This is a genomic window from Microbispora siamensis (assembly GCF_016863095.1).
Lineage (GTDB): Bacteria > Actinomycetota > Actinomycetes > Streptosporangiales > Streptosporangiaceae > Microbispora > Microbispora siamensis.
This window is the reverse complement of sequence record NZ_BOOF01000017.1, coordinates 67,400-87,072: the sequence shown is the minus strand read 5'-3', so window position 1 is coordinate 87,072 and position 19,673 is coordinate 67,400. Positions and strand designations below refer to the sequence as shown.

Sequence of the window (19,673 nt, the reverse complement as noted above, 5' to 3'; positions counted from 1 at the left end):
CGACGGAAGGAATGCCGTGGGCGAATTCGTCGGAGTCGATCCCGCGAATCTCAAGGAGCTGACCAAACGGCTCGAACAGCTCCACGATCTGCTGGCCCGGCACAGTCCGCTCATACAGCAAAAAATGCAGAAATGGGGGAGCGAAGTCGGCACGACGTCGTTGCCCGGCCTGATCGCCGCCGCGCTCGACGACGTCCGCGACATGGACGCCCGCACGACCAGGGCGTACGAACTGGCGCGGCAGCAGGGCTGGAACGCACTGACCCGCGCGCCCGGCGCCCTCGGGCTCACCATCGACCGTCCCCCGAACGTACGGCTGGACTGGGAGGCGACCGGGCAGAGCGGCTACCAGGGCAAGCGCGACGCCGAGGCACTGACCACCGCCCTCGCGGGCAAGAATCCCCAGGACACGCGCATCGCCCTGTCGGGGCTGTCGGAGCGCCTGCGGCAGCACCTCGGCGACAAGGACTACCAGGCGGCCTTCTGGGCGGGCGCGGGGCCGCTCGCGCTGCGGGCGGCCCGTGCGCTCTACGAACGGACCGGAGCCGCCCTGTTCAGCGCGGAGAGCGCGAGCGTACTGCGGGCCCTCGGGGCGTCCCTGGCCGCCGCCAGCCAGATGCGCGTCGGCACGGGCGAGGACCGGCGGCCCCTCCTGCCCGCCGAGACCCGTGCCGCCCTCACCCGGAACTCCGACCCCTGGTCGGTCGGGATGCTCGTGAAGTACGGCCCCGAGGGCAGGTCATGGGATTCCCGCCTACTCGCCGACCTGACCCGCGCCATGCTCGACGCCCGCGCCGCCGGCAAGACGATCTGGCCTCCCGCCCGCGGCGAGCTGGAGACGGACGCCGACGCCTCACGTCAGCAGCGGCTGATGGCGGAGTACGACGCCGTGGGGGCCGTCCTCCAGCGGGCCGCCGAGAACGGCCTGGCCGCCCGGCACGTGCTGGGCGATCCCGCCACCGGCTTCAAATACGCCCGCATGCTCGTCAGCGACTCCTGGCACACCCCCGGTTACGACCCGGGGCCCTTCCTGAGCTCGTACGTGCACCCGGGCGGCACGCTTCCCCCCACCGGCCAGGTGGATCTTTCCGCTCCCCCCGCGGCCTTCCTCAAAGCCGCCGTCTCGGCCGAGCGCGGCACCTCCCCCGACGCCGAGGAGTCCGCCTGGTCCGTCGTCCACATCGTCCAAGCCACCGCCGAATTCTCCAAGCTCCACCCGCAGACGGTGCTGCCCGGCAAGATCCGCCAGCCGCTGATCTACACCGCCGAGCGCTACCTGCCCGACTTCGCCAAGTCAGTGGGGCATGACTTCACCTCCCAGCCGCTGCCGAAGGAGAACGATCCCGCCAATCCGTGGACGGTGGTGATCAGGAACAGTGAACTGGAGGCGATGCTGGCGCAGGCGTTGCGGACACCGGAGGAGTTCGGACGGTTCAAGGGCATACTCAACGCTCGCGTGGCGGTCGCCGTCGCGGCCACCGTCAAGGATCCATCCGATGCGGATTACCTCAGCGAAATGGCCGGCCTGTACGGAGCGGTGCAGCGCCTGCAGAACGATCGGCACTTCGCCGACGAGCAGTTGCGAGACGAAGAGGAGACGCGAAACCAGACCGCTTTCGCGATCCTGACCGGAGGTTTCGGCGCGCTCAGCTTCAGCAACCCATGGGGACCGGGAACCATCGCGCAGTTCCTGACGGGCGGTTTCGCGCCGGTGCTGAACGAGTCGTTCGACACGGACCACGCGTTGCGCGCGCTCAAGGACAACGCGGACGCCTTCCGCACGCAGGTTCTTCAGATCGAGGTGCCGGTGGTACAGGGCCTCATCGCTTCGGGGGCGCTTCATCCACCGCGTGACGCCGGCTGGTACACGAACGGCAGGCTGACGCCCAACGCCGAATTCGTCGAGTGGCTCAGCGAACACGCGGAGACCTCCTACGGCGGCAGGACCCTGCTCCAGTGGATCAGGTCCGCGCAGGAAGCGATGAGGATGCAGCAGTGAGTGCTCTGAAGGCGAGGACCGCAGTTCTCCTGTTCATGGCGCTCGCCCTGTCCGCATGCACGAGGAACGAAAAGCCGCACAGGCCGGTGGACGACGAAGTACAACGGCGCGACCCAGCGCTCGTCGCGGTGGTCCAGTGCCTTGTGGACCACCGCCGCATCCCCGAGGCCCACCTTCGCGACCAGCCCTGGCTCGTGAAGGACAAGGTCCGGGGAAGCGCGGAGCTCGTCGAATGGCTCAGTGTTCATCGCGAGACCGTCTACGCGGGTAAGACCCTGCAGGCGTGGGAGGACGAGGCGACGGCGGGGTGGCCGGGGTGGAAGTGCCCGTTGTGATCGCGCTCAGGCGATGAGGACCCTGACGACTCCGGTGAGGGCGAGCTGGAGGAGGGCGAGGGGCACCAGGACGGTCCAGGCGAACTTCTGCAGCTGGTCCTCGCGCAGCCGTGGGTAGCTGACGCGCACCCAGATGACGACGAAGGCCAGGGCGAAGACCTTGAGCAGCGTCCACACCGGGCCGGGCAGGAGGGGCCCCTGCCAGCCGCCGAGGAACAGCACGGTCGTGAGGGCGGACAAAACCACGATCCCGGCGTATTCGGCCAGCATGAACAGGGCGAAGCGGAACCCGGCGTACTCGGTCATCGGACCCATGATGATCTCGGATTCCGCGATCGGCATGTCGAACGGCGGCCGGCGCAGCTCGGCCAGGCCGGCGACGAAGAACACGAAGGCCCCGATCGCCTGCCAGGGGAGCCACCACCAGCGCCACTGCTCGGCGATGCCCTGCAGGGACAGCGTGCCCGCGGCCATCGCCACGCTGGAGGCGGCGAGCACCAGCGGCAGCTCGTACGACATGAGCTGGGCGGCCGCCCGGATGCCGCCGAGCACGCTGTACTTGTTGGCCGAGGCCCACCCGGCCATGATCGCGCCGAGCACGCCGACGCCCATCACCGCCAGCACGAAGAACAGCCCGGCGTCGAGGTCCACGGCCGCGAGCCCGGGGCCGACGGGGATCACGACCATCACGACGAGGTACGGCACGAGCGCCACCGCCGGGGCGATGGCGAAGACCCGCCGGTCGGCCGCGGCCGGGATGACGTCCTCCTTCTGGACGAACTTGACGCCGTCCGCCAGGAGCTGCGCCCACCCGTGGAACCTCCCGGCGTACATCGGCCCGAGGCGCGACTGCATGTGGGCCATGGCCTTGTGCTCCATCTGCCCGACGATCAGCGGCAGCAGCAGGAACGCCGCCACCACGACGACCAGCCGGACCGCTGCACCGAGCACCTCGGCCATGGAACCCCTCTCACCCGGAGGCCCAGTCGGGCGGCACGCCCGGGGGCAGCATCCTGCGGCGGCTCGGCGAGCCGTGGTCGGACTCGCCCGGTTCCTTGGCCCCGGGCCAGGCCTTGGCGACCCGGGCGGCCAGCACGAAGTCCTTGCGCAGCGGGTGGCCCTCGAAGCCGTCCGGCAGCAGCAGCGGGCGCAGGTCCGGATGGCCGTCGAAGACCACGCCGAACATCTCGTACGTCTCCCGCTCGTGCCAGTTCGCCCCCCGGAAGACGCCGGTGGCGGTCGGCAGGCGGGGGTCCGCGCGCGGCACCCGGGTGCGCACGAGCAGGTGCGCGAACGCGACCGGGTCGAACACGTGGGCCACGACGGAGAACGCCTCGGGCGGCTCGTCCACGGCGGTCAGCCAGTCGAAGAACTCGAATCCGGCCGAGCGCGCGAACGCCAGCGCGTCGGTCCACTCGCCGGGGTCCACGTCGAGCACGTCCTGGCCGAAGGAGTCGGTGACGCGTGAGCCGTACCGCTCACGCACGGCCTCAGCGCTCATGCGTCGGCCCCCGGCAGGTATCGGTCCTCCAGCGTCTCGCCGGCGATCTTCTCCTGGAGCTTCATGATCCCGTGGAGCAGCGCCTCGGGGCGGGGCGGGCACCCGGGGACGTACACGTCCACCGGGATGATCTGGTCCACGCCCTTGGTGACGCAGTACGAGTCCCAGTAGGGCCCGCCCGAGTTGGAGCAGGCGCCGAACGAGATCACGTACTTGGGGTCGGGCATCTGCTCGTACAGCCGCCGTACGGCGGGAGCCATCTTGTCGGTCACCGTGCCCGACACGATCATCAGGTCGGCCTGCCGAGGGCCGTTGGCGAACGGGATCACCCCGAAGCGGATGAAGTCGTGCCTGCTCATCGACGTGGCGATGAACTCGATGGCGCAGCAGGCCAGCCCGAAGTTGAAGACCCACAGCGAGTAGCGCCGGCCCCAGTTCAGCACGAACTTCATCGGCTTGGGCGCCAGCCGGGACACCGGCCCCACCGTGGGCATCGGGAGATCGTTCACGGGCATGCGGTCACCGCCATGCCGTCCATTGTCCTCCTCGGAGCCGGTCGGGTCACGTCCAGCCCAGCACCCTCTTGCGCCAGGCGTACAGGATGCCGAGCGCGATGAACGCGAGGAAGACGAACATCTCCACCAGCGTCGTCATGCCGTACCCGGGGGCGGCGAAGACGGTGGCCCAGGGGAACAGGAACACGGCGTCGACGGCGAAGACCACGTAGAGGTACGTGAAGACGTAGTAGCGGATCTGCGACTGCGCCCAGCCCTCGCCGACGGGATCGACCCCGCACTCGTACGTCGTGAGCTTCTCGGGGGTCGGCCGACTGGGACGTAACATGCGGTTCACGAACAATCCGCCCGCGAAGATCGCCATGCCGACGAGGAAGAGGACGACGACCACGGCATATGAGCCGAAGTATCCACTCATAACCGCCTCCCAGGTCTCGAGGATAACCCCGGCACGATCTCAAGGGCTGAACACCTGACGGTCACATCCGAGTCCCCCGCATATAGTTGAGGATCGTGACCCGAATCAAGCTCGTCGCCCGCTTGCACCTGGACCTGTGCCGGCTCGCGTCGGGCCTGTGTCGCCCGGACGGTTCGCGAAGCTGACGGTGCGCCGCCCTCGGCGGCCGAGGCACCAGCGGGAACGCGCCACAGGTGCGGAAAGTCCCGGTAGAGCGCGCCTCAAGTGCGCATCTACGAAAAACCAGCGTGACCCCGATGGATCTAGCATGGATATGACAACGTGCCACCAGCAGGCAGCCCTGGGCGCGTCAAGGAGGACTGAGGAGCTGTGACCAAGCAGGTTCAGCAACTCGACCGCGTGATCATCCGGTTCGCGGGTGACTCCGGCGACGGAATGCAGCTCACCGGTGATCGGTTCACGGCGGAGACGGCCCAGTTCGGCAACGACCTGTCGACGCTCCCCAACTTCCCGGCGGAGATCCGCGCTCCCGCCGGCACCCTCCCCGGGGTGTCGAGCTTCCAGTTGCACTTCGCCGACCACGACATCCTGACCCCCGGCGACGCGCCCAACGTGCTCGTCGCCATGAATCCCGCCGCGTTGAAGGCGAACCTCGGCGACCTGCCCAAGGGCGCCGACATCATCGCGAACACCGACGAGTTCACCAAGCGCAACCTGGCCAAGGTGGGCTACGACGGCAACCCGCTCGAGGACGACTCGCTGGCCGAGTGGCGCCTGCACGCGGTGCCGCTGACCTCGCTGACGGTCAAGGCGCTCGAGGGTTACGACATCTCCAAGAAGGACGCCGAGCGGGCCAAGAACATGTTCGCGCTCGGGCTGCTGTCGTGGCTGTACCACCGGCCGACCGAGGGGACGATCCAGTTCCTGGAGGCCAAGTTCGCCAAGAAGCCGGAGATCGCCAAGGCGAACATCGCGGCCTTCCAGGCGGGCTGGAACTACGGCGAGACGACCGAGTCCTTCTCGGTCTCCTACGAGATCAAGCCGGCCACGCTCCGCCCGGGCACCTACCGGAACATCTCCGGCAACCAGGCCCTGGCGTACGGGCTGATCGCGGCGTCGGTGCAGTCGAAGCTGCCGCTGTTCCTCGGGTCCTACCCGATCACCCCGGCCTCCGACATCCTGCACGAGCTGTCCAAGCACAAGCGGTTCGGGGTCCGGACGTTCCAGGCCGAGGACGAGATCGCCGGCGTGGGCGCGGCTCTCGGGGCCGCCTTCGGCGGGTCGCTCGGCGTGACCACGACCTCCGGCCCGGGCATCGCGCTCAAGGCCGAGACCGTGGGCCTCGCGGTGACCACGGAGCTTCCGCTGATCATCGTGGACGTGCAGCGGGCCGGGCCCTCGACCGGCATGCCGACCAAGACCGAGCAGACCGACCTGCTGATGGCGATGTACGGCCGCAACGGCGAGTCGCCGGTGCCGGTGCTGGCGGCGGCCACCCCGTCGGACTGCTTCACGATGGCGATCGAGGCGGCGCGGATCGCGCTGAAGTACCGCACGCCGGTCATGCTGCTGTCGGACGGCTACCTGGCCAACGGTTCGGAGCCGTGGCGCATCCCGGACATCGACGAGCTGCCGGACATCTCGGTGCTGTTCACCACCGAGCCCAACGGTGCGGACGGCACGACCTACCTGCCTTATCTGCGCGACCCGGAGACGCTGGCCCGCCCGTGGGCGGTGCCGGGCACGGCGGGGTTGGAGCACCGGATCGGCGGCATCGAGAAGGCCGACGGCACCGGGAACATCTCCTACGACCCGGACAACCACGACAAGATGGTGCGGCTGCGCCAGGCCAAGATCGACGGCATCGACGTGCCCGACCTGGTCGTGGACGACCCCGACGGCGACGCCCGGGTGCTCGTGCTCGGCTGGGGCTCGACGTACGGGCCGATCGCGGCGGCGGCCCGCCGGGTGCGCGCGAGTGGGCACAAGGTGGCCCAGGCGCACCTGCGGCACCTGAACCCGCTGCCCGCCAACACCGGCGAGGTGCTGCGCTCCTACGACAAGGTGCTGCTGCCGGAGATCAACCTCGGCCAGCTCGCCATGCTGCTGCGGGCCCGTTACCTGGTCGACGTGATCAGCTACAACCGGGTGCGCGGGCTCCCGTTCAAGGCCGCCGAGCTCGCCGCCGTCATTCAGGACGTGATCGAAAGTGACTGACACCCTCAACGGCAAGGGCCTGGCCCTCATCCCCCGTACGGACGTCAAGCAGACGCTGAAGGACTTCAAGTCCGACCAGGAGGTGCGCTGGTGCCCGGGCTGCGGTGACTACGCGATCCTGGCGGCGGTGCAGAGCTTCCTGCCCGAGCTGGGGCTCAAGCGCGAGAACATCGTGTTCGTCTCGGGCATCGGCTGCTCCTCGCGCTTCCCGTACTACCTCAACACCTACGGGTTCCACTCGATCCACGGGCGAGCTCCGGCCATCGCCACCGGGCTGGCCGCCTCCCGGCCGGACCTGTCGGTATGGGTGATCACCGGTGACGGCGACGCGCTGTCGATCGGCGGCAACCACCTGATCCACGCGCTGCGCCGCAACGTCAACCTGAACATCCTGCTGTTCAACAACAGGATCTACGGCCTGACCAAGGGGCAGTACTCCCCCACGAGCGAGATCGGCAAGATCACCAAGTCGACGCCGATGGGGTCGCTGGACAAGCCGTTCAACCCGATCTCGCTGGCGCTCGGGGCCGAGGCCGGGTTCGTCGCCCGGACCATCGACAGCGACCGCAAGCACCTGCAGGGCGTGCTGCGCCAGGCCGCCGAGCACCGCGGCGCCTCGCTGGTGGAGATCTACCAGAACTGCAACATCTTCAACGACGGCGCCTTCGACACCCTGAAGGACCCGGGCACCCGCGACGAGATCACCGTCCGGCTCGAGCACGGGCAGCCGATCGTCTTCGGCACCGGCGACAACGAACGCGCCGTACGGCTGTCGCCCACGGGCGGCGTCGAGGTCGTGCGCCGCGCCGAGGTCTCCGACGGAGAGATCCTCGTGCACGACGCACACAACCCCGACCCGTCGCTGGCGTTCGCGCTGTCGCGGCTGGACGAGCCGGCGTTCGAGCACGTGCCGATCGGCGTCTTCCGCTCCATCGACCGGCCGTCGTACGACCAGCTCCTCAACGAGCAGGTCCAGACGGCCACGGCCGACAAGGGCACGGGCAGCCTCGCCGACCTGCTCCACGGCGGGGACACCTGGACCATCCGCTGAGCATGACCATCGTGGAAGGGACCGGTCTTCGGACGGGTCCCTTTCCGCATAACCGGGCCTGAACAAGTTCAGCCTCGTCGACCCCGGTCACGACCCGGCCGTCCCCCCTGCCGAGACGCACCATGATCGAGCATACGAGGAGAGAGCCCATGCCCCCGCCCCGTGCGATCGATCCCCGGCCGTCGTCACAGTCCTCCGTCCAAGGGGAGGGCTCGACCTATGCCGGAACGCGTGCTCTGGTGACGGGCGCGGCGGGCTTCATCGGTTCCCGCCTGGTCCGCCGGCTGCGCGCACTCGGCGCCGAGGTCCACGCCGTCAGCCGCAGGCCGCCCGCGGTGGCGTCCGCCGGGGAGGTCTGGCACCGGGCCGACCTCCGCGCCCCCGCCGCGACCGGCGAACTCCTCGGCGCCGTACGTCCCGACGTGGTGTTCCACCTGGCCGGCGAAGTGAACGGGGCCAGGGAGGGCGGACTGGTGCTGCCCACCCTGGAGAGCAACCTCCTGGGCACGGTGAACCTGCTGACTCACGCCGCGGCCCTCCCCGGAGCCCGGGTGATCCTCTGCGGCTCCAGCGAGGAACCTCGGCCCTCGAACGAGCAGTCCCCGCCCCCCTCGCCGTACGCGATGGCCAAGTGGGCGGCCACCGGCTACGCACAGCTCTTCCACCGGTTGTGGGACGTCCCGGTCACCGTGCTGCGGCCGACCATGGTCTACGGTCCCGGCCAGCGGGACACCCGGAAGCTGGTGCCGTACCTCGCGCTCTGTCTCCTGCGCGGCGAGGAGCCGCGGCTGAGCAGCGGGAGCAAGCCGGCCGACTGGGTGTACGTGGACGACGTGGTCGACGCGTTCGTCCTGGCCGGTCAGAGCGAGAAGGCCACCGGCCAGGTGCTGGACGTCGGCACGGGGATTCTCACCTCCGTCAGGGAGACCGTGGAGTTGCTCTTCCGCATCTCCGGCACCTCGCTCCGGCCGCGATTCGGCGTGATCGCCGACCGCCCCCTGGACGTGGCCCAGGCCGCCGACGTCGGGCCGGCCGCCGACGTCCTGGGCTGGCAGGCGTCCGTCGGCCTGGAAGAAGGACTGCGGCGGACGCTGGCCTGGTATGGCGAGCACAGGTAACAGATGACTCCGGGAAGGCGATAGCCGTACCGTGACCGTTATCTTCTCAGGCCCCCTTCTGGCGGACGAAGAGCGCCGCACACGCCTTTACGACGGGCAGGTCTTCCTGTATCCGGCCCGTCCCGAATCTCTGGCACTGATCGAGTTCGCGCGGGAGCTGATCGGTGATGCGTTTCGCGGTCTGGACCCCGAAACTGCGCAGCACGAACTGCCCGTGGACAAGTTCGCCGCGATCCTTTCCGAGCTCAAGCCGAAATTCATTCATCACCCGCGTTCGAAGGAACTGCTGCGGGCGCTGCTGCTCTCCTTCGGCTGCGATGCCGACCGGACGTATTTCGACGTGCCGAGGATGCGGTCGTCGACATCCGACGACTACCTCACCACGGGAATCGCCTACGCGTTCCACCCCCATCGGGACACCTGGTATTCGGCGCCTCTGAGCCAGGTCAACTGGTGGATCCCGATCTACGAGGTCGTACCCGAGAACGTGATGACGTTCCATCCGCGTTATTGGAGCGCTCCCGTCAAGAACGGCTCCGCCCGCTACGACTATGACGAGTGGAACCGGACCAGCCGGTTCACCGCGGCGCAGCACATCGGCACCGACACCCGGGAGCAGCCCCGGCCGGAGGAGCCGATCGAGCTGGAGCCCCGCGTGACGGTTGTGCCGGAGCCGGGAGGCGTGCTGATCTTCTCCGGCAACCAGCTCCACTCGTCGGTGCCGAACACGTCCGGCAAGACCCGCTTCAGCATCGACTTCCGTACGGTCGATCTGGACGACGTCATCGCGCGACGTGAGGCGCCCAACGTCGACTGCGCGTGCACCGGCACCACGCTTCGCGACTTCCTGCGCGTCTCCGATCTGGAGCGCATGCCGGAGGATGTCGCGCTCGCCTACGAGGGCAAGGGCTGATGACCCCGGCCGCCCGGAGCGTCAGGGCCCCGCTGGAGAGGCCGGAGACGGCTGCGCGGTGATCGGCCGCCCGATGCCCGAGCGGTCGCGAGGACGTCACGAAGGCCGGGAACGTCAGCGGCGACGGCGGAAGTTTGCGATCGTTGCACTGATCGTTCCGGCATCGAGGAGCCTCCGCACCCCGAGGAGCCCCGTATCAGAGGAGCCCCGTCCATGAGCCGTCTGAACGCCCTGCGCAACCGCTTCGTCGACGCTCCCGACTCCCTGGGCGCGAAGGCCCGGGCGCGGCGGTGGAGCTGGTTCGCCGAGTGCTTCCCCGACCTCGGCCGGATGAACGTGATCGACCTCGGGGGGACGGCCGGGGCCTGGCTGCGCGCCCCGGTCAGACCGGCCCACGTCCACATCGTCAACCTGGAGCAGCCGCCGCCGGACCTGCCGTCCTGGCTGCGCGCCGACGTCGCGGACGCCTGCGACCTGCCGGCCGCGATCCGGAACGGCACGTACGACCTGGTCTTCTCCAACGCCGTGATCGAGCACGTGGGCGGTCACCAGCGCCGGCAGATTTTCGCCGACACCGTGCACGCCCTGGCCGACCGGCACTGGGTGCAGACGCCCTACCGCTACTTCCCGGTCGAGCCGCATTTCCTGTTCCCGGGCTTCCAGTTCCTCCCGCTGACGGCCCGTACGGAGATCCTCCGCCGCTGGCCGCTCATCCACACGCCGACCTCCGACCGGGAGGCGGCGCGGCGCATCGTGATGGACGTCGAACTGCTCAGCGTGACGGAGATGCGGCACTACTTCCCCGGCTCGCGGATCCGATTCGAGCGGCTGGCCGGCCTGGTGAAGTCGGTGATCGCCTACAAGCGCGCGTGACGCCGGACGAGCGGCCGGGTCCACCGGGGCCCGGCCGCTCGTCGACGTCACGGCCTGTCGCGGTCACCGTCTAGCCGGAGTCACCGTCTAGTCGGGGTTGACGGCGCCGCCGTCCTCCCAGGTGTTGCCCCGCCAGACGTTGCCGGGACCCTCGTCGTCCCAGTAGGCCACCGGACCGGCGTGCCCGCCCTTGGGCCACACCTTGCGGCTGAACACGTTGCCGATGACCTTGACGTTCGACGAGGTGCCCTTGACGCCCGCGCCGGCGTACAGCGACCAGCCGCCGCCCGCCAGCAGGTTGCCCTCCACCGTCACGTCGCGGATCACCCCGAAGTCCTGGAACAGCGCGATGGCGCCGGTCTGGTCGAGCGTGTTGACGACCGTGTTGTGCCGGATGATCAGTTGCGTGCCCTTGGCCGGCGTGCTGGTGCTCATGATCATGTCCGTGTGGTCGGTGGGGTAGTACTTGGGGTCGTGGAGATAGGAGTCCTCCACCAGGCCCTGCTCGGTGCAGATGCCGTTCGAGATCGTGTGGATGTCCACCCGCCGAATAGTGATCATCTTGCCCTGGTTGAGGATCCCGAACTGGGTGCGCACCTTGCCGTTGCCGAAGACCTCGACGTCCTCGACCGTCAGGCCCGAGTGGCCCTCGCGCTGGAGGATTCCCCAGTAGTCCTTCTGCCCGCGGACCCTGGTGTTGCGGATGGTCACGTTGTCCGCTTCCACCGTGATGTCGCCGTAGACGTCCAGTCCGTCGACGACCGTGCCGTCCTTCGTGATGACGAGCGAGTCGGACCTCTTGAGCGTGACGCCCTCCGGGACACCCGTGTCGCCCGGGCCCGGCCAGTCACCCGTACGCGGCGGCGCCGGCTCGTCCGGGGTCGTCGGCGAGGGACGTGCGGACGCGGACTTCGACGGCGTCGGGGAGGGCCGGTCCGGGCTGGGGGTGCGCGACGGCGTCGCGCCGGCTGTCGGACCGTGCGAGGGCGACGGCCGCTGTGAGGGCGTCGTCTCAGGTGAAGGGACGGCGCTGCGAGACGGGACCGCACTGTGAGACGGAATCGCGCTGCGGGACGGGATGGCGCTTGGAGAGGGGACGACGCTCCGTGACGGGCTCGGCGTCGGCCGCAGCGTCGGATGGAAGGTCGGGCGGAAGGTGGAGTGATGCGTCGGGCGGAGGGTCGGCGACGCGCCCGGCCTGGGACCGGCAGAGGTGCCCGGCCACGGGGACACCGGCGGTTTCGGCGTCCAGGACGCCCTCGGTGTGGGCCGCACGGTGTGCCGGTGGCCCCTCTGCGGGGGCAACGAGGTCCACCAGGTGGGCTCCGGACGCGGACGCCGGGTCCGCCGGCCGGTGGGAGCCGGCGTGGCGCCCCTGCGGGCGCGGGATGAGGAGGGCGACGCCCGGACCGCCTCGGCGCCGGCCGCCCGCGGGTTCCTGTGAGCGTCCCGGTCTCCGCCTCGGGTACCGGCGCCCGTCAGCGTGACCGTCCCGTCGGACGCGTCCTGGCCGACTATGCCGCATCCGCCGCCGACGAGTATGGCGAAGGTGGACAGACCCACCACGACCAGCAGCCCGCTTTTCCGGGTCTCCTTACGTGTCCGCACAGTCGACTCCTTCCGGTGCACGGTTATGCCGACTGTCCGCCTCTATTAGGGGAGGCTCCTTCGGGAGGGTAGCCACACCGGACACAGGATGTGGACCGTTTTCGCAAAAGAGCTCATTTTTAGCTCAATCTACATGAGTCCCAATCCGCGTATTAATCGCATTGCGGTGACAAAGGGTGTTATTCGGGCGTTACCTTCCCGCCGCCCTCCCAGACGTTGTCCCGCCATACGTTCCCCCGGCCATGGGCGTCCCAGTACGCCACCGGACCGGCGAATCCCCCCTTGGGCCACACCTTCCGGCTGAAGACGTTGCCGATGACCTTGATATTCGACGAGGTGCCCTTGACACCCGCCCCCGCGTACAACGTCCAGCCGCCGCCCGCCAGCAGGTTGCCCTCCACCGTCACGTCGTGGACGACGCCGAAATCCTGGAACAACGCGATGGCACCGGTCTGGTCGAGCGTATTGATCGCCGTATTGTGCCGAATGATCAATTGAGTTCCCGGGGCGGGCGGCCCGGAGGAAATGATCATATCCACGTGATCGCCTTTGTAGAGCTTGGGATCATGGACGTAGTTGTCCTCGATCAGGCCCTGCTCCGTGCTGATGCCATTGGAAATCGTGTGGATATCGGCACGCCGCACGGTGATCATGCCACCCTGGTTGAGAACGCCGAACTGCGTGCGCACCCTGCCGTTGCCGAAGATCTCCACGTCCTCGACCGTCAGCCCGCTGTGCCCCTGCCGCTGGAGGATCCCCCACCAGTCGGTGTTACCGCGCACCCGGGTGTTGCGAATGGTGACGTCGTCGGCCTCGACCGTGATCCAGCCGTGCACCTCCAGGCCGTCGATGACGGTGCCGTCCTTGGTCACCGTGATCGACCCGGACGGGCGCAACCGCATCCCCTTCGGCACCCCGGTGTTGTCCGGGCCGGGCCACGCCGCCGTCCGCGACGGTGACGTCGCGGGGCTCGGCGTGGCCCCCGCCGACGTCACCGAGGGCGTGGGACGTGCCGGGCCGTCCCCCGTCGTCGCCTGGCACGCGGTCTGCGAGGTCACCAGTACGGCTCCCGCGAGCAGGACCGCCGTACGCCTCGTCAGCGGCCGGCGCATGCCGCACCGAACCCGCGGGCGAAGCGGACGCCGTGATGTGATGTGACCGCGGAGACGCCCATCGCGAACCGACCCACCGCGCTCTCCCCCCTGTGCCCCTCGTGCGGGCATGTCAGCGCCGTCGTCCGTGCGGATCTCCGGCCGTCATCACCGTAGCGGGCGGCCTCGTACCGCGCCGGGAAAACCGGCGGTGACGCGTCCTGCTACGCCTTGCCGCCCCGGCTGAGCAGGTCCACCAGCGCCGGCGGCGTCCACCGCTTCACCGTCTGGCGGAAACTGCTCTTCCACTCCTCACCGGGCCGCTGCTTGAAGAGGGTCGTGTGGTCCGCGCCCGCCTCCTCCTCCGGCCGGCCGTTCGTGTAGTAATACAGCGCCATCGAACGGCGGGCACGGTCGTCCGGGCACGTCAGCGGATCGGGGTGGCCGTGGTTCGCGTCATCGGTCGTGGCGAAGACGACGAAGCGGTTGAAGACCGGCAGGATCTTGTGCTCGCACCGGGTCATGTCCTTGTCCCAGAGCTGCAGGTGACCGCCGTAGTCCTCTTTCCAGTCCTTGTTCAGGTAGAGCAGACCGTTGAGCCGGCGGTCGAGGTTGATCCTGCGGTGCCGGTTGAAGTCCGCGTGCACCTTGAGGAACCCGCCGGACTTGATCTGGTGCAGGCCGCCGCCCTCGAAGTAGGGATCGGAGACGAGCTGCGTGATCCCCGTCAGCCGTTCGAGGAACTCGAGGAAGACCTGACCGTTGAACTCCGCGAGCAGGTGGCGGGTGGCGGGCCCCATCCGCTCGGTGTTCGACAGCGCGAGCTTGACCTCACGGGCGCTGTCGAACTGCTGCCAGCTCGCGTCCCGCGGCTCGGGGAACTCCTCCAGGATCGGCTCCAGCGCGCCGGGCGGCAGGAAGTCGTCGATCACCACGTGCCGGAAGGGCGAGGCGCCGAGGAAGTCCTGGCGCCGGCGGTCGGCCAGCGGGAACAGCTCATCCCGACGGAAGGTGAACGCCTGGGTCTCCTGCATCGGTCTCTCCATCGCCGCCGGCTGAAAGGTGTCTGTCGATCCTTCGCCCCCGCGCTCGCCCGCACGAGCCGCCGGGCACTCCTTCGGCGGCTCGGGACGGCGAGGCCCCACCTTGCTTATCGTGCGGTGAATCGGCCCGTGTTACAGCGCCATCCGAAGGCCGGACGGTGGATTGCCTCCCGTGGGCGCCGCCTCTAGCATGCGCCTGGCGGGCAGTTCCCGACCCCCGGAGGGCCGCATGTCCGAGACTCCGCGGATCGCGGTCGTCGTCGTGACCTACAACAGCGCGCGCGTGCTGGCAGACTGCCTGGAATCGCTCCCCGCGGGCGCGCGAGGGGCCGACCTCGTGAAGGTGGTCGTCGCCGACAACGCGTCATGCGACGAGTCCGTGCCGCTGGCCGAGCGGGCCGGGGCGACGGTGGTGCGGCTCGGCCGCAACGCCGGCTACGCCGCGGCCATCAACGCGGGCGTCGCCGCCCTCGACCGCGAGGGGCTCCTCGACCGGGTCGACGCGGTCGCCGTGCTCAATCCCGACTGCCGCGCCCACGAAGGGGCGCTCGCCCGTCTCGCGGCCGCCCTGCGCGTTCCCGGCCGCGGCATCGCCGTACCCCGGCTGGTCAGCCCGGACGGCCACACGCATCCCTCGCTGCGCCGCGCCCCCACCGTTCGCGGCGCGCTGGCCGAGGCGCTGATCGGCGGACGGCTGGCGGGGCGGATCGGACGCCTCGGCGAGGTGATCACCGATCCCCGCCGTTACCTCGTCCCCGGCACCGCCGCCTGGGCGACCGGGGCCGCCCTGCTCGTCTCCGTGGCGGCCGTACGCGACCTCGGCCCGTGGGACGAGTCCTTCCTGCTGTACAGCGAGGAGACCGAGTTCGCGCTGCGGGCGGCGGACCGAGGGTGGACGCTCTGGTACGAGCCGGAGTCCGTGGTCGAGCACATCGGCGGCGAGGCGAACGTCAACCCCGTCCTGGCCGCGCTGCTCACGGTGAACCGGGTGCGGCTGTTCAGGCGGCGGCGCGGTCCCGTCTCCTCCCTCGCCTTCTACGTGGCCGTCGTCCTCGGTGAGGCGCTGCGTGCGCTCGCCGGCCGACGTACGGCACGGGCCTCGCTGGTGGCGCTGCTGCGGCCCTCCAGGCGCATGCGGGCACTGCCACAGCAGAGCGCGACATAGCAGAGCGCGACGTAACGGCCGGGCCGTCCACCGCGACTACTCTCATGTGAAAGTGACGCGACTCGCCCTGGAGGGCGTGCTGCTGTTCGTCCCCACTCCCCATCACGACGAGCGCGGTTTTTTCACCCGGACCTTCGACGCCGCCGTCGCCGCCGAGCACGGGCTCGACCCCGCCGCCTTCATCCAGGACAGCCAGTCGCGTTCCCGCAAGGGCACCGTCCGCGGCATGCACGGCCGTTCGGGGCGGGGCGAGGGCAAGCTCGTCCGCTGCGCCCGCGGCGCGGTTCTGGACATGCTGGTGGACGCCAGGCCCGGCTCGCCGACCTTCGGCCGGCACCTGTCGGTGCTGCTCGACGACGAGACGTTCGCCCATCTGTACGTCCCCCCCGGCCTCCTGCACGGCTACCAGGCGCTGACCGAGGCCGACGTGTGCTACCGCATCGACCGGGAGCACGACCCGTCGGAGGACCTCGCCGTACGGTACGACGACCCGGACCTCGCGCTCCCGTGGCCGCTGCCGGTCGGCGCGATCAGCGGCCGGGACTCGTCAGCCGGATCCTGGGCCGAGCTGCGCGGCCGCCTCACGGCGTAGCCCGGCCCGCCCCGCCGCGGCCGTCTCCGGGGCGGGGGCCGCGGCCGCGTTCTCCGCCTTCACCGCGCGCAGCAGCGCGCCGGACGCCCCGATCAGCAGGAACATCAGGCCGGTGACGCCGGGGTAGGACAGCAGGTCGAACGTGGCCGCGCCGACGAGCGGAACCAGCAGGCAGGCGGCGATGGTCAGGGCGAGGTTGCGGACGTTGGGATCGCCGCTGAGCCGCCGCGCGCGCAGCGCCACGACCACCCCGCAGACGATGATGCCGACGAAGGCCACGACGCCGACCACACCGGTCTCCACCAGCGAGAGCAGGTACTGGTTGTCGAACACCTGGTGCTTGTAGGGATACCAGGTCCCGATGCCGCGGCCGAAGATCGGATGCTTGGCGACCTCGGTCAGCGCGAAGGGGTAGTCGTGCGTGCGGTAGAGGATGCTGTCGTCGGAGCCGGCGTTCGCGAACAGGTTGTAGAAGGTGCCGAGCAGTCCGGGCGCGGCCACCTTCATCACGCCCAGGAACACGACGAGCCCCGCCAGGCCGACCAGGCAGCGCCTCAGCGGCCAGCCCGCGAACAGCACCGCGCCGACCACGACCAGCCCGAGCACGGCCGATCTGGACACCGAGAACATCAGCCCGGCCGCGATCAGGACCGTGCACAGCCACCAGCGCGTCGCCGGCTCGCCCCGGTCTCGTGCCTGGAGGGCGAAGTGCGCCCCGAACGGCAGGACCATCGAGCAGAAGACGCCGAACTCGATGGGGTGGCCCAGCGTCGCGGCCACCCGGCGCAGGTCCGCCCGCGACATCACGGTCTCCGTGCCCTCCACCGACGTGTGCCGGAACCCGGGCAGCGTCATATAGGTCGTGGGATCGAACTCCAGCAGGTACTGGCACGTGGCGACGACCGAGACGATCGCCCCGGCCACCACGACGGTCTTGAGCACGAAGTCGAGTCGGTCCCGCCCCCGTACGCCGTCGCACATGATGAGCACGAGCCCGACATACCCGGCGAACAGCACCAGGGAGTGGTCCGCCAGGTTGAGCTCGTCCGAGGGCAGGTATCCCAGGCTGGCGAAGCCGTAGCAGGTCAGCAACGCCATCCCGTACGCGAAGATCCCGGTACGGACGGGGTTGGCGCCCTTGGCGGCGCCGAGTGTGGTGGTGAACTGCGCCAGGAGCCACACGAGGAGGAGCAGGAGGGCGACGACGTCGGCGAGCGTCAGGGACATCGGCAGCCCGCGCAGAACCAGCCGGGCCGGGATGAGCAGCAGGGCGAGCACGAACAGGCAGGCGAGCGTCGCGCCGTCGGCGCGCCGGCGCGGCCCAGGCAGCGGGTGCAGCGGGCTCTCGATCCTCACGGGACTCCCGATGGTCACGGCTGTCAGCTGGTCACGGCGGTCAGCGCCGCAGCAATGGCGCCGAGGTCGTCCGCGCGTCGGAGGGGAAGGCGGACCCGTTGAGCGACGCCCGCGACTTCGCGGCGCCTGACCCGCGGGCGCGCCGCGCCTGCGCCCAGCTCTCCACGGCGAACGCGGCGGCCAGGCTCAGGAACAGGCCCATCGCCAGCGCGACGCACGCCGCCCGCAGCCTGCTCCCCGTCTTCTCCTCGGGGGTGGTCGGCGGCACGACCTCGAACGCCTTGAGATAGGTGGCCCGCGGCGCGCCGAGCGCGCGCTGCTGCTCGATCAGCTTGTCCTGCGCGATCCGGTCGAGGCGCGCGACCACGTCATGGGCCTCCTGCGGCGTCGGGGCCTCGGCGGAGATGACGACGAACGGCAATGTGATCATCAGCTCCGGATTGGTCGTGCCGTTGCTGACCTTGAACGTGGTCCGCCCGCCGGGCGTCACGCCCACCCGCTGCGCGACCTCGCTCGTGGTGAGGCCCTGGATGAGGATCGACGCGGAAAGGCCCAGCCCGCTGTCCACGTTGACCAGCGGGTTCGTCACCGGGTTGGGGAACTTGGGGTCCGAGGGCAGGCTCCCGCCGTCGCGGGGGACGGTCAGCACGAGGCTCGAGGAGCACACGAAGGTCTTCGGGAACATGACGTAAACGCCTGCCGCCCCCGCGAGCACGAGCACGAAGACCGGGAAGGTGACGTACCACCGCCGGAACAGGACGAGGACCGTCGCCCAGAAGTCCATGCGTCAGTCCTTGTCGTCGTCCGTGCGCGCGTTTCTGGGCACGCTCGCGAAGCGACGGTCGGTGTCGGCGCGCCGCGTATCGGCCGCGTCCTGCCCCTTCACCGGCTCCGTCACGACGACGATCTCCTGGGTGTCCCACAGGACCACGTCCACGTCGTCGTCACCGTCCTCGTACGCGGGGACGACGGGGGCCGCAGAGACGGCCGGGAGCACGGCGGCGGCCGGCGGCGCGGGATCGTACGGAGGCGGCGGGGCCTTCTGGAGAAGAGGGCGCCGGCCTCGGCGCGTCAGGGCGTAGACCAGGCCGAGACCCGCGCAGGCGACCACGATGCCGGCGCCGATCGCCGCCTGCCACCGTGCGGACGTCATGGCCTCCGGCTTGGACGGCGGCACGATGTTGGCGACGGTGAGGTAGGTCGAGGAGGGGGCGCCGAGCGTCTGCTGCCACCCGGTCAGCTCGTCGCGGACGCGCCGCTGCGCCTTCGTCAGCACGCTGGAGGCGATCTCCGGGGACGGCGCCACGACGTTGATGTAGATGTACGGCCCGCTGATGTCCAGGACCCGGGGGTTGCTGCGCCCGTCGTCGATCGTGATCGTCGTCGGCCCGTCCTTCGGCGCGCCGAGTTGCGTCCACACGTCCTGCGTGTTCATGGACTGGATGACGATGCTCGCGGCCGTCTTCAGCGCGTCGTTGAACTGCAGGAGCGGGTTGCCCCGGGGCAGCGGGCGGTTCGGATCCCTGGAGTAGACGCCGCCGTTGACGGGCGTCGCCAGCACCAGCGAGGTGTCCGCCTCGTACCGGGTCGGGACGACGAAGAAGGTGACCGTCCCGGCCAGGATCGAGACCGCCAGCAGGGGGAGTCCGATCGACCACTTCCGCAGGAGACCGGCGATCGTCGTCCAGAACTCCACGTATCCCCCCGGCGTGATCCGGTGCCATCGGCCTGCCAGCAGGCGTCCGGAACTCTGCTTGGATACATCGTCACGCGCGGCTGTCACGTTACAACGTTCCGGCGTCCCGCGCCGGGCGGTTACGTTCGGCGAGGTCCCTCCGATATACGTTGCGGCGATCGGGCCGGGCGACGACGGGAGTG

Annotated in this window: 22 protein-coding genes; 12 read left to right on the top strand and 10 right to left on the bottom strand. The window is 69.8% G+C overall.

Annotated features, from left to right (window positions below; translation table 11 throughout):
• The first annotated feature begins 16 nt into the window (after positions 1-16).
• Positions 17-1,999 (top strand): hypothetical protein, encoded by a 1,983-nt coding sequence (locus tag Msi02_RS16470; protein ID WP_204049170.1) that lies wholly within the window; start codon positions 17-19, stop codon positions 1,997-1,999.
• The gene (locus Msi02_RS16465) at positions 1,996-2,334 is read left to right on the top strand and encodes a hypothetical protein (protein WP_204049169.1); all 339 of its coding nucleotides are present in this window, start codon (positions 1,996-1,998) and stop codon (positions 2,332-2,334) included. Before Msi02_RS16470 ends, Msi02_RS16465 begins: the two co-directional genes overlap by 4 nt.
• Positions 2,335-2,340: 6 nt before the next feature.
• Here the strand turns inward: Msi02_RS16465 and nuoH are convergent, their stop codons facing one another.
• From nuoH to Msi02_RS16445, 4 genes are read right to left on the bottom strand one after another with little or no spacing between them, the layout of a single operon-like run.
• Positions 2,341-3,294 (bottom strand): NADH-quinone oxidoreductase subunit NuoH, encoded by a 954-nt coding sequence (gene nuoH / locus Msi02_RS16460; RefSeq protein ID WP_204049168.1) that lies wholly within the window; start codon positions 3,292-3,294, stop codon positions 2,341-2,343.
• Between the two features lie 10 nt (positions 3,295-3,304).
• A complete protein-coding gene (locus Msi02_RS16455; RefSeq protein ID WP_204049167.1) occupies positions 3,305-3,835 on the bottom strand; it encodes an NADH-quinone oxidoreductase subunit C in 531 nt (176 codons plus the stop codon).
• Positions 3,832-4,350, bottom strand: a complete 519-nt coding sequence (locus Msi02_RS16450; protein ID WP_204049166.1) for an NADH-quinone oxidoreductase subunit B — start codon at positions 4,348-4,350, stop codon at positions 3,832-3,834. The genes Msi02_RS16455 and Msi02_RS16450 overlap by 4 nt, the downstream gene beginning before the upstream one ends.
• Positions 4,351-4,396: 46 nt before the next feature.
• Positions 4,397-4,768 (bottom strand): NADH-quinone oxidoreductase subunit A, encoded by a 372-nt coding sequence (locus Msi02_RS16445; protein WP_079313848.1) that lies wholly within the window; start codon positions 4,766-4,768, stop codon positions 4,397-4,399.
• A gap of 369 nt (positions 4,769-5,137) precedes the next feature.
• Here Msi02_RS16445 and Msi02_RS16440 point away from each other — a divergent pair, with 369 nt between their 5' ends.
• From Msi02_RS16440 to Msi02_RS16420, 5 genes are all read left to right on the top strand, one after another.
• Positions 5,138-6,985, top strand: a complete 1,848-nt coding sequence (locus tag Msi02_RS16440; RefSeq protein ID WP_079313849.1) for a 2-oxoacid:acceptor oxidoreductase subunit alpha — start codon at positions 5,138-5,140, stop codon at positions 6,983-6,985.
• Positions 6,978-8,036, top strand: coding sequence for a 2-oxoacid:ferredoxin oxidoreductase subunit beta (locus tag Msi02_RS16435; protein WP_204049165.1), 1,059 nt, complete (start codon positions 6,978-6,980; stop codon positions 8,034-8,036). Before Msi02_RS16440 ends, Msi02_RS16435 begins: the two co-directional genes overlap by 8 nt.
• Positions 8,037-8,185: 149 nt before the next feature.
• On the top strand, positions 8,186-9,154 hold the full coding sequence (locus tag Msi02_RS16430; protein ID WP_204049164.1) for an NAD-dependent epimerase/dehydratase family protein: 969 nt from the start codon (positions 8,186-8,188) through the stop codon (positions 9,152-9,154).
• A 31-nt stretch (positions 9,155-9,185) separates the two neighbouring features.
• Positions 9,186-10,067: a phytanoyl-CoA dioxygenase family protein gene (locus Msi02_RS16425; RefSeq protein ID WP_204049163.1), complete on the top strand. Its 882-nt coding sequence runs from the start codon at positions 9,186-9,188 to the stop codon at positions 10,065-10,067.
• A 213-nt stretch (positions 10,068-10,280) separates the two neighbouring features.
• Positions 10,281-10,940: a class I SAM-dependent methyltransferase gene (locus Msi02_RS16420; protein WP_204049162.1), complete on the top strand. Its 660-nt coding sequence runs from the start codon at positions 10,281-10,283 to the stop codon at positions 10,938-10,940.
• Between the two features lie 87 nt (positions 10,941-11,027).
• On the opposite strand, the gene Msi02_RS16415 is transcribed toward Msi02_RS16420, so the two are convergent.
• Positions 11,028-11,651, bottom strand: a complete 624-nt coding sequence (locus tag Msi02_RS16415) for a right-handed parallel beta-helix repeat-containing protein (RefSeq protein ID WP_204049161.1) — start codon at positions 11,649-11,651, stop codon at positions 11,028-11,030.
• Between the two features lie 67 nt (positions 11,652-11,718).
• Between Msi02_RS16415 and Msi02_RS16410 the strand changes: the two genes are divergently transcribed.
• Together Msi02_RS16410 and Msi02_RS16405 are read left to right on the top strand one after the other, a co-directional pair.
• Complete coding sequence (locus Msi02_RS16410; protein WP_204049160.1) at positions 11,719-11,994, top strand: hypothetical protein; 276 nt, start codon at positions 11,719-11,721, stop codon at positions 11,992-11,994.
• 159 nt (positions 11,995-12,153) lie between these two features.
• Entirely contained in the window at positions 12,154-12,384 is a 231-nt protein-coding gene (locus Msi02_RS16405; RefSeq protein WP_204049159.1) for a hypothetical protein, read from the top strand.
• A gap of 343 nt (positions 12,385-12,727) precedes the next feature.
• On the opposite strand, the gene Msi02_RS16400 is transcribed toward Msi02_RS16405, so the two are convergent.
• The gene (locus Msi02_RS16400; RefSeq protein WP_204049158.1) at positions 12,728-13,420 is read right to left on the bottom strand and encodes a right-handed parallel beta-helix repeat-containing protein; all 693 of its coding nucleotides are present in this window, start codon (positions 13,418-13,420) and stop codon (positions 12,728-12,730) included.
• On the opposite strand from Msi02_RS16400, the gene Msi02_RS16395 reads away from it, so the two are divergent.
• Positions 13,413-13,706 carry a hypothetical protein gene (locus tag Msi02_RS16395; protein WP_204049157.1) on the top strand — a complete coding sequence of 98 codons (294 nt, stop codon included), beginning with the start codon at positions 13,413-13,415 and terminating at the stop codon, positions 13,704-13,706. The two genes, Msi02_RS16400 and Msi02_RS16395, sit on opposite strands and share 8 nt — an antisense overlap.
• Before the next feature lie 157 nt (positions 13,707-13,863).
• Here the strand turns inward: Msi02_RS16395 and Msi02_RS16390 are convergent, their stop codons facing one another.
• Positions 13,864-14,673: a 2OG-Fe(II) oxygenase gene (locus tag Msi02_RS16390; protein WP_204049156.1), complete on the bottom strand. Its 810-nt coding sequence runs from the start codon at positions 14,671-14,673 to the stop codon at positions 13,864-13,866.
• A gap of 238 nt (positions 14,674-14,911) precedes the next feature.
• On the opposite strand from Msi02_RS16390, the gene Msi02_RS16385 reads away from it, so the two are divergent.
• Both Msi02_RS16385 and Msi02_RS16380 read left to right on the top strand, forming a co-directional pair.
• The gene (locus Msi02_RS16385) at positions 14,912-15,847 is read left to right on the top strand and encodes a glycosyltransferase family 2 protein (RefSeq protein WP_204049155.1); all 936 of its coding nucleotides are present in this window, start codon (positions 14,912-14,914) and stop codon (positions 15,845-15,847) included.
• A 52-nt stretch (positions 15,848-15,899) separates the two neighbouring features.
• Complete coding sequence (locus Msi02_RS16380) at positions 15,900-16,439, top strand: dTDP-4-dehydrorhamnose 3,5-epimerase family protein (RefSeq protein ID WP_204049154.1); 540 nt, start codon at positions 15,900-15,902, stop codon at positions 16,437-16,439.
• Here Msi02_RS16380 and Msi02_RS16375 read toward each other — a convergent pair.
• From Msi02_RS16375 to Msi02_RS16365, 3 genes are read right to left on the bottom strand one after another with little or no spacing between them, the layout of a single operon-like run.
• Complete coding sequence (locus Msi02_RS16375) at positions 16,395-17,795, bottom strand: O-antigen ligase family protein (protein ID WP_239108452.1); 1,401 nt, start codon at positions 17,793-17,795, stop codon at positions 16,395-16,397. The genes Msi02_RS16380 and Msi02_RS16375 overlap by 45 nt on opposite strands.
• A gap of 40 nt (positions 17,796-17,835) precedes the next feature.
• Entirely contained in the window at positions 17,836-18,579 is a 744-nt protein-coding gene (locus Msi02_RS16370) for a GumC domain-containing protein (RefSeq protein WP_204049153.1), read from the bottom strand.
• Between the two features lie 3 nt (positions 18,580-18,582).
• Positions 18,583-19,578, bottom strand: a complete 996-nt coding sequence (locus Msi02_RS16365; RefSeq protein WP_204049152.1) for a hypothetical protein — start codon at positions 19,576-19,578, stop codon at positions 18,583-18,585.
• Positions 19,579-19,673 lie beyond the last annotated feature (95 nt).

What these genes read in the sequence shown, in the direction of transcription:
- Msi02_RS16410 (WP_204049160.1), top strand. Translation starts at nt 11,719, where the DNA reads ATGACGAGCGAGTCGGACCTCTTGAGCGTGACGCCCTCCGGGACACCC.
- nuoH (WP_204049168.1), bottom strand. Translation starts at nt 3,294, where the DNA reads ATGGCCGAGGTGCTCGGTGCAGCGGTCCGGCTGGTCGTCGTGGTGGCG.
- Msi02_RS16430 (WP_204049164.1), top strand. Translation starts at nt 8,186, where the DNA reads ATGCCCCCGCCCCGTGCGATCGATCCCCGGCCGTCGTCACAGTCCTCC.
- Msi02_RS16445 (WP_079313848.1), bottom strand. Translation starts at nt 4,768, where the DNA reads ATGAGTGGATACTTCGGCTCATATGCCGTGGTCGTCGTCCTCTTCCTC.
- Msi02_RS16450 (WP_204049166.1), bottom strand. Translation starts at nt 4,350, where the DNA reads ATGCCCGTGAACGATCTCCCGATGCCCACGGTGGGGCCGGTGTCCCGG.
- Msi02_RS16455 (WP_204049167.1), bottom strand. Translation starts at nt 3,835, where the DNA reads ATGAGCGCTGAGGCCGTGCGTGAGCGGTACGGCTCACGCGTCACCGAC.
- Msi02_RS16390 (WP_204049156.1), bottom strand. Translation starts at nt 14,673, where the DNA reads ATGCAGGAGACCCAGGCGTTCACCTTCCGTCGGGATGAGCTGTTCCCG.
- Msi02_RS16385 (WP_204049155.1), top strand. Translation starts at nt 14,912, where the DNA reads ATGTCCGAGACTCCGCGGATCGCGGTCGTCGTCGTGACCTACAACAGC.
- Msi02_RS16370 (WP_204049153.1), bottom strand. Translation starts at nt 18,579, where the DNA reads ATGGACTTCTGGGCGACGGTCCTCGTCCTGTTCCGGCGGTGGTACGTC.
- Msi02_RS16420 (WP_204049162.1), top strand. Translation starts at nt 10,281, where the DNA reads ATGAGCCGTCTGAACGCCCTGCGCAACCGCTTCGTCGACGCTCCCGAC.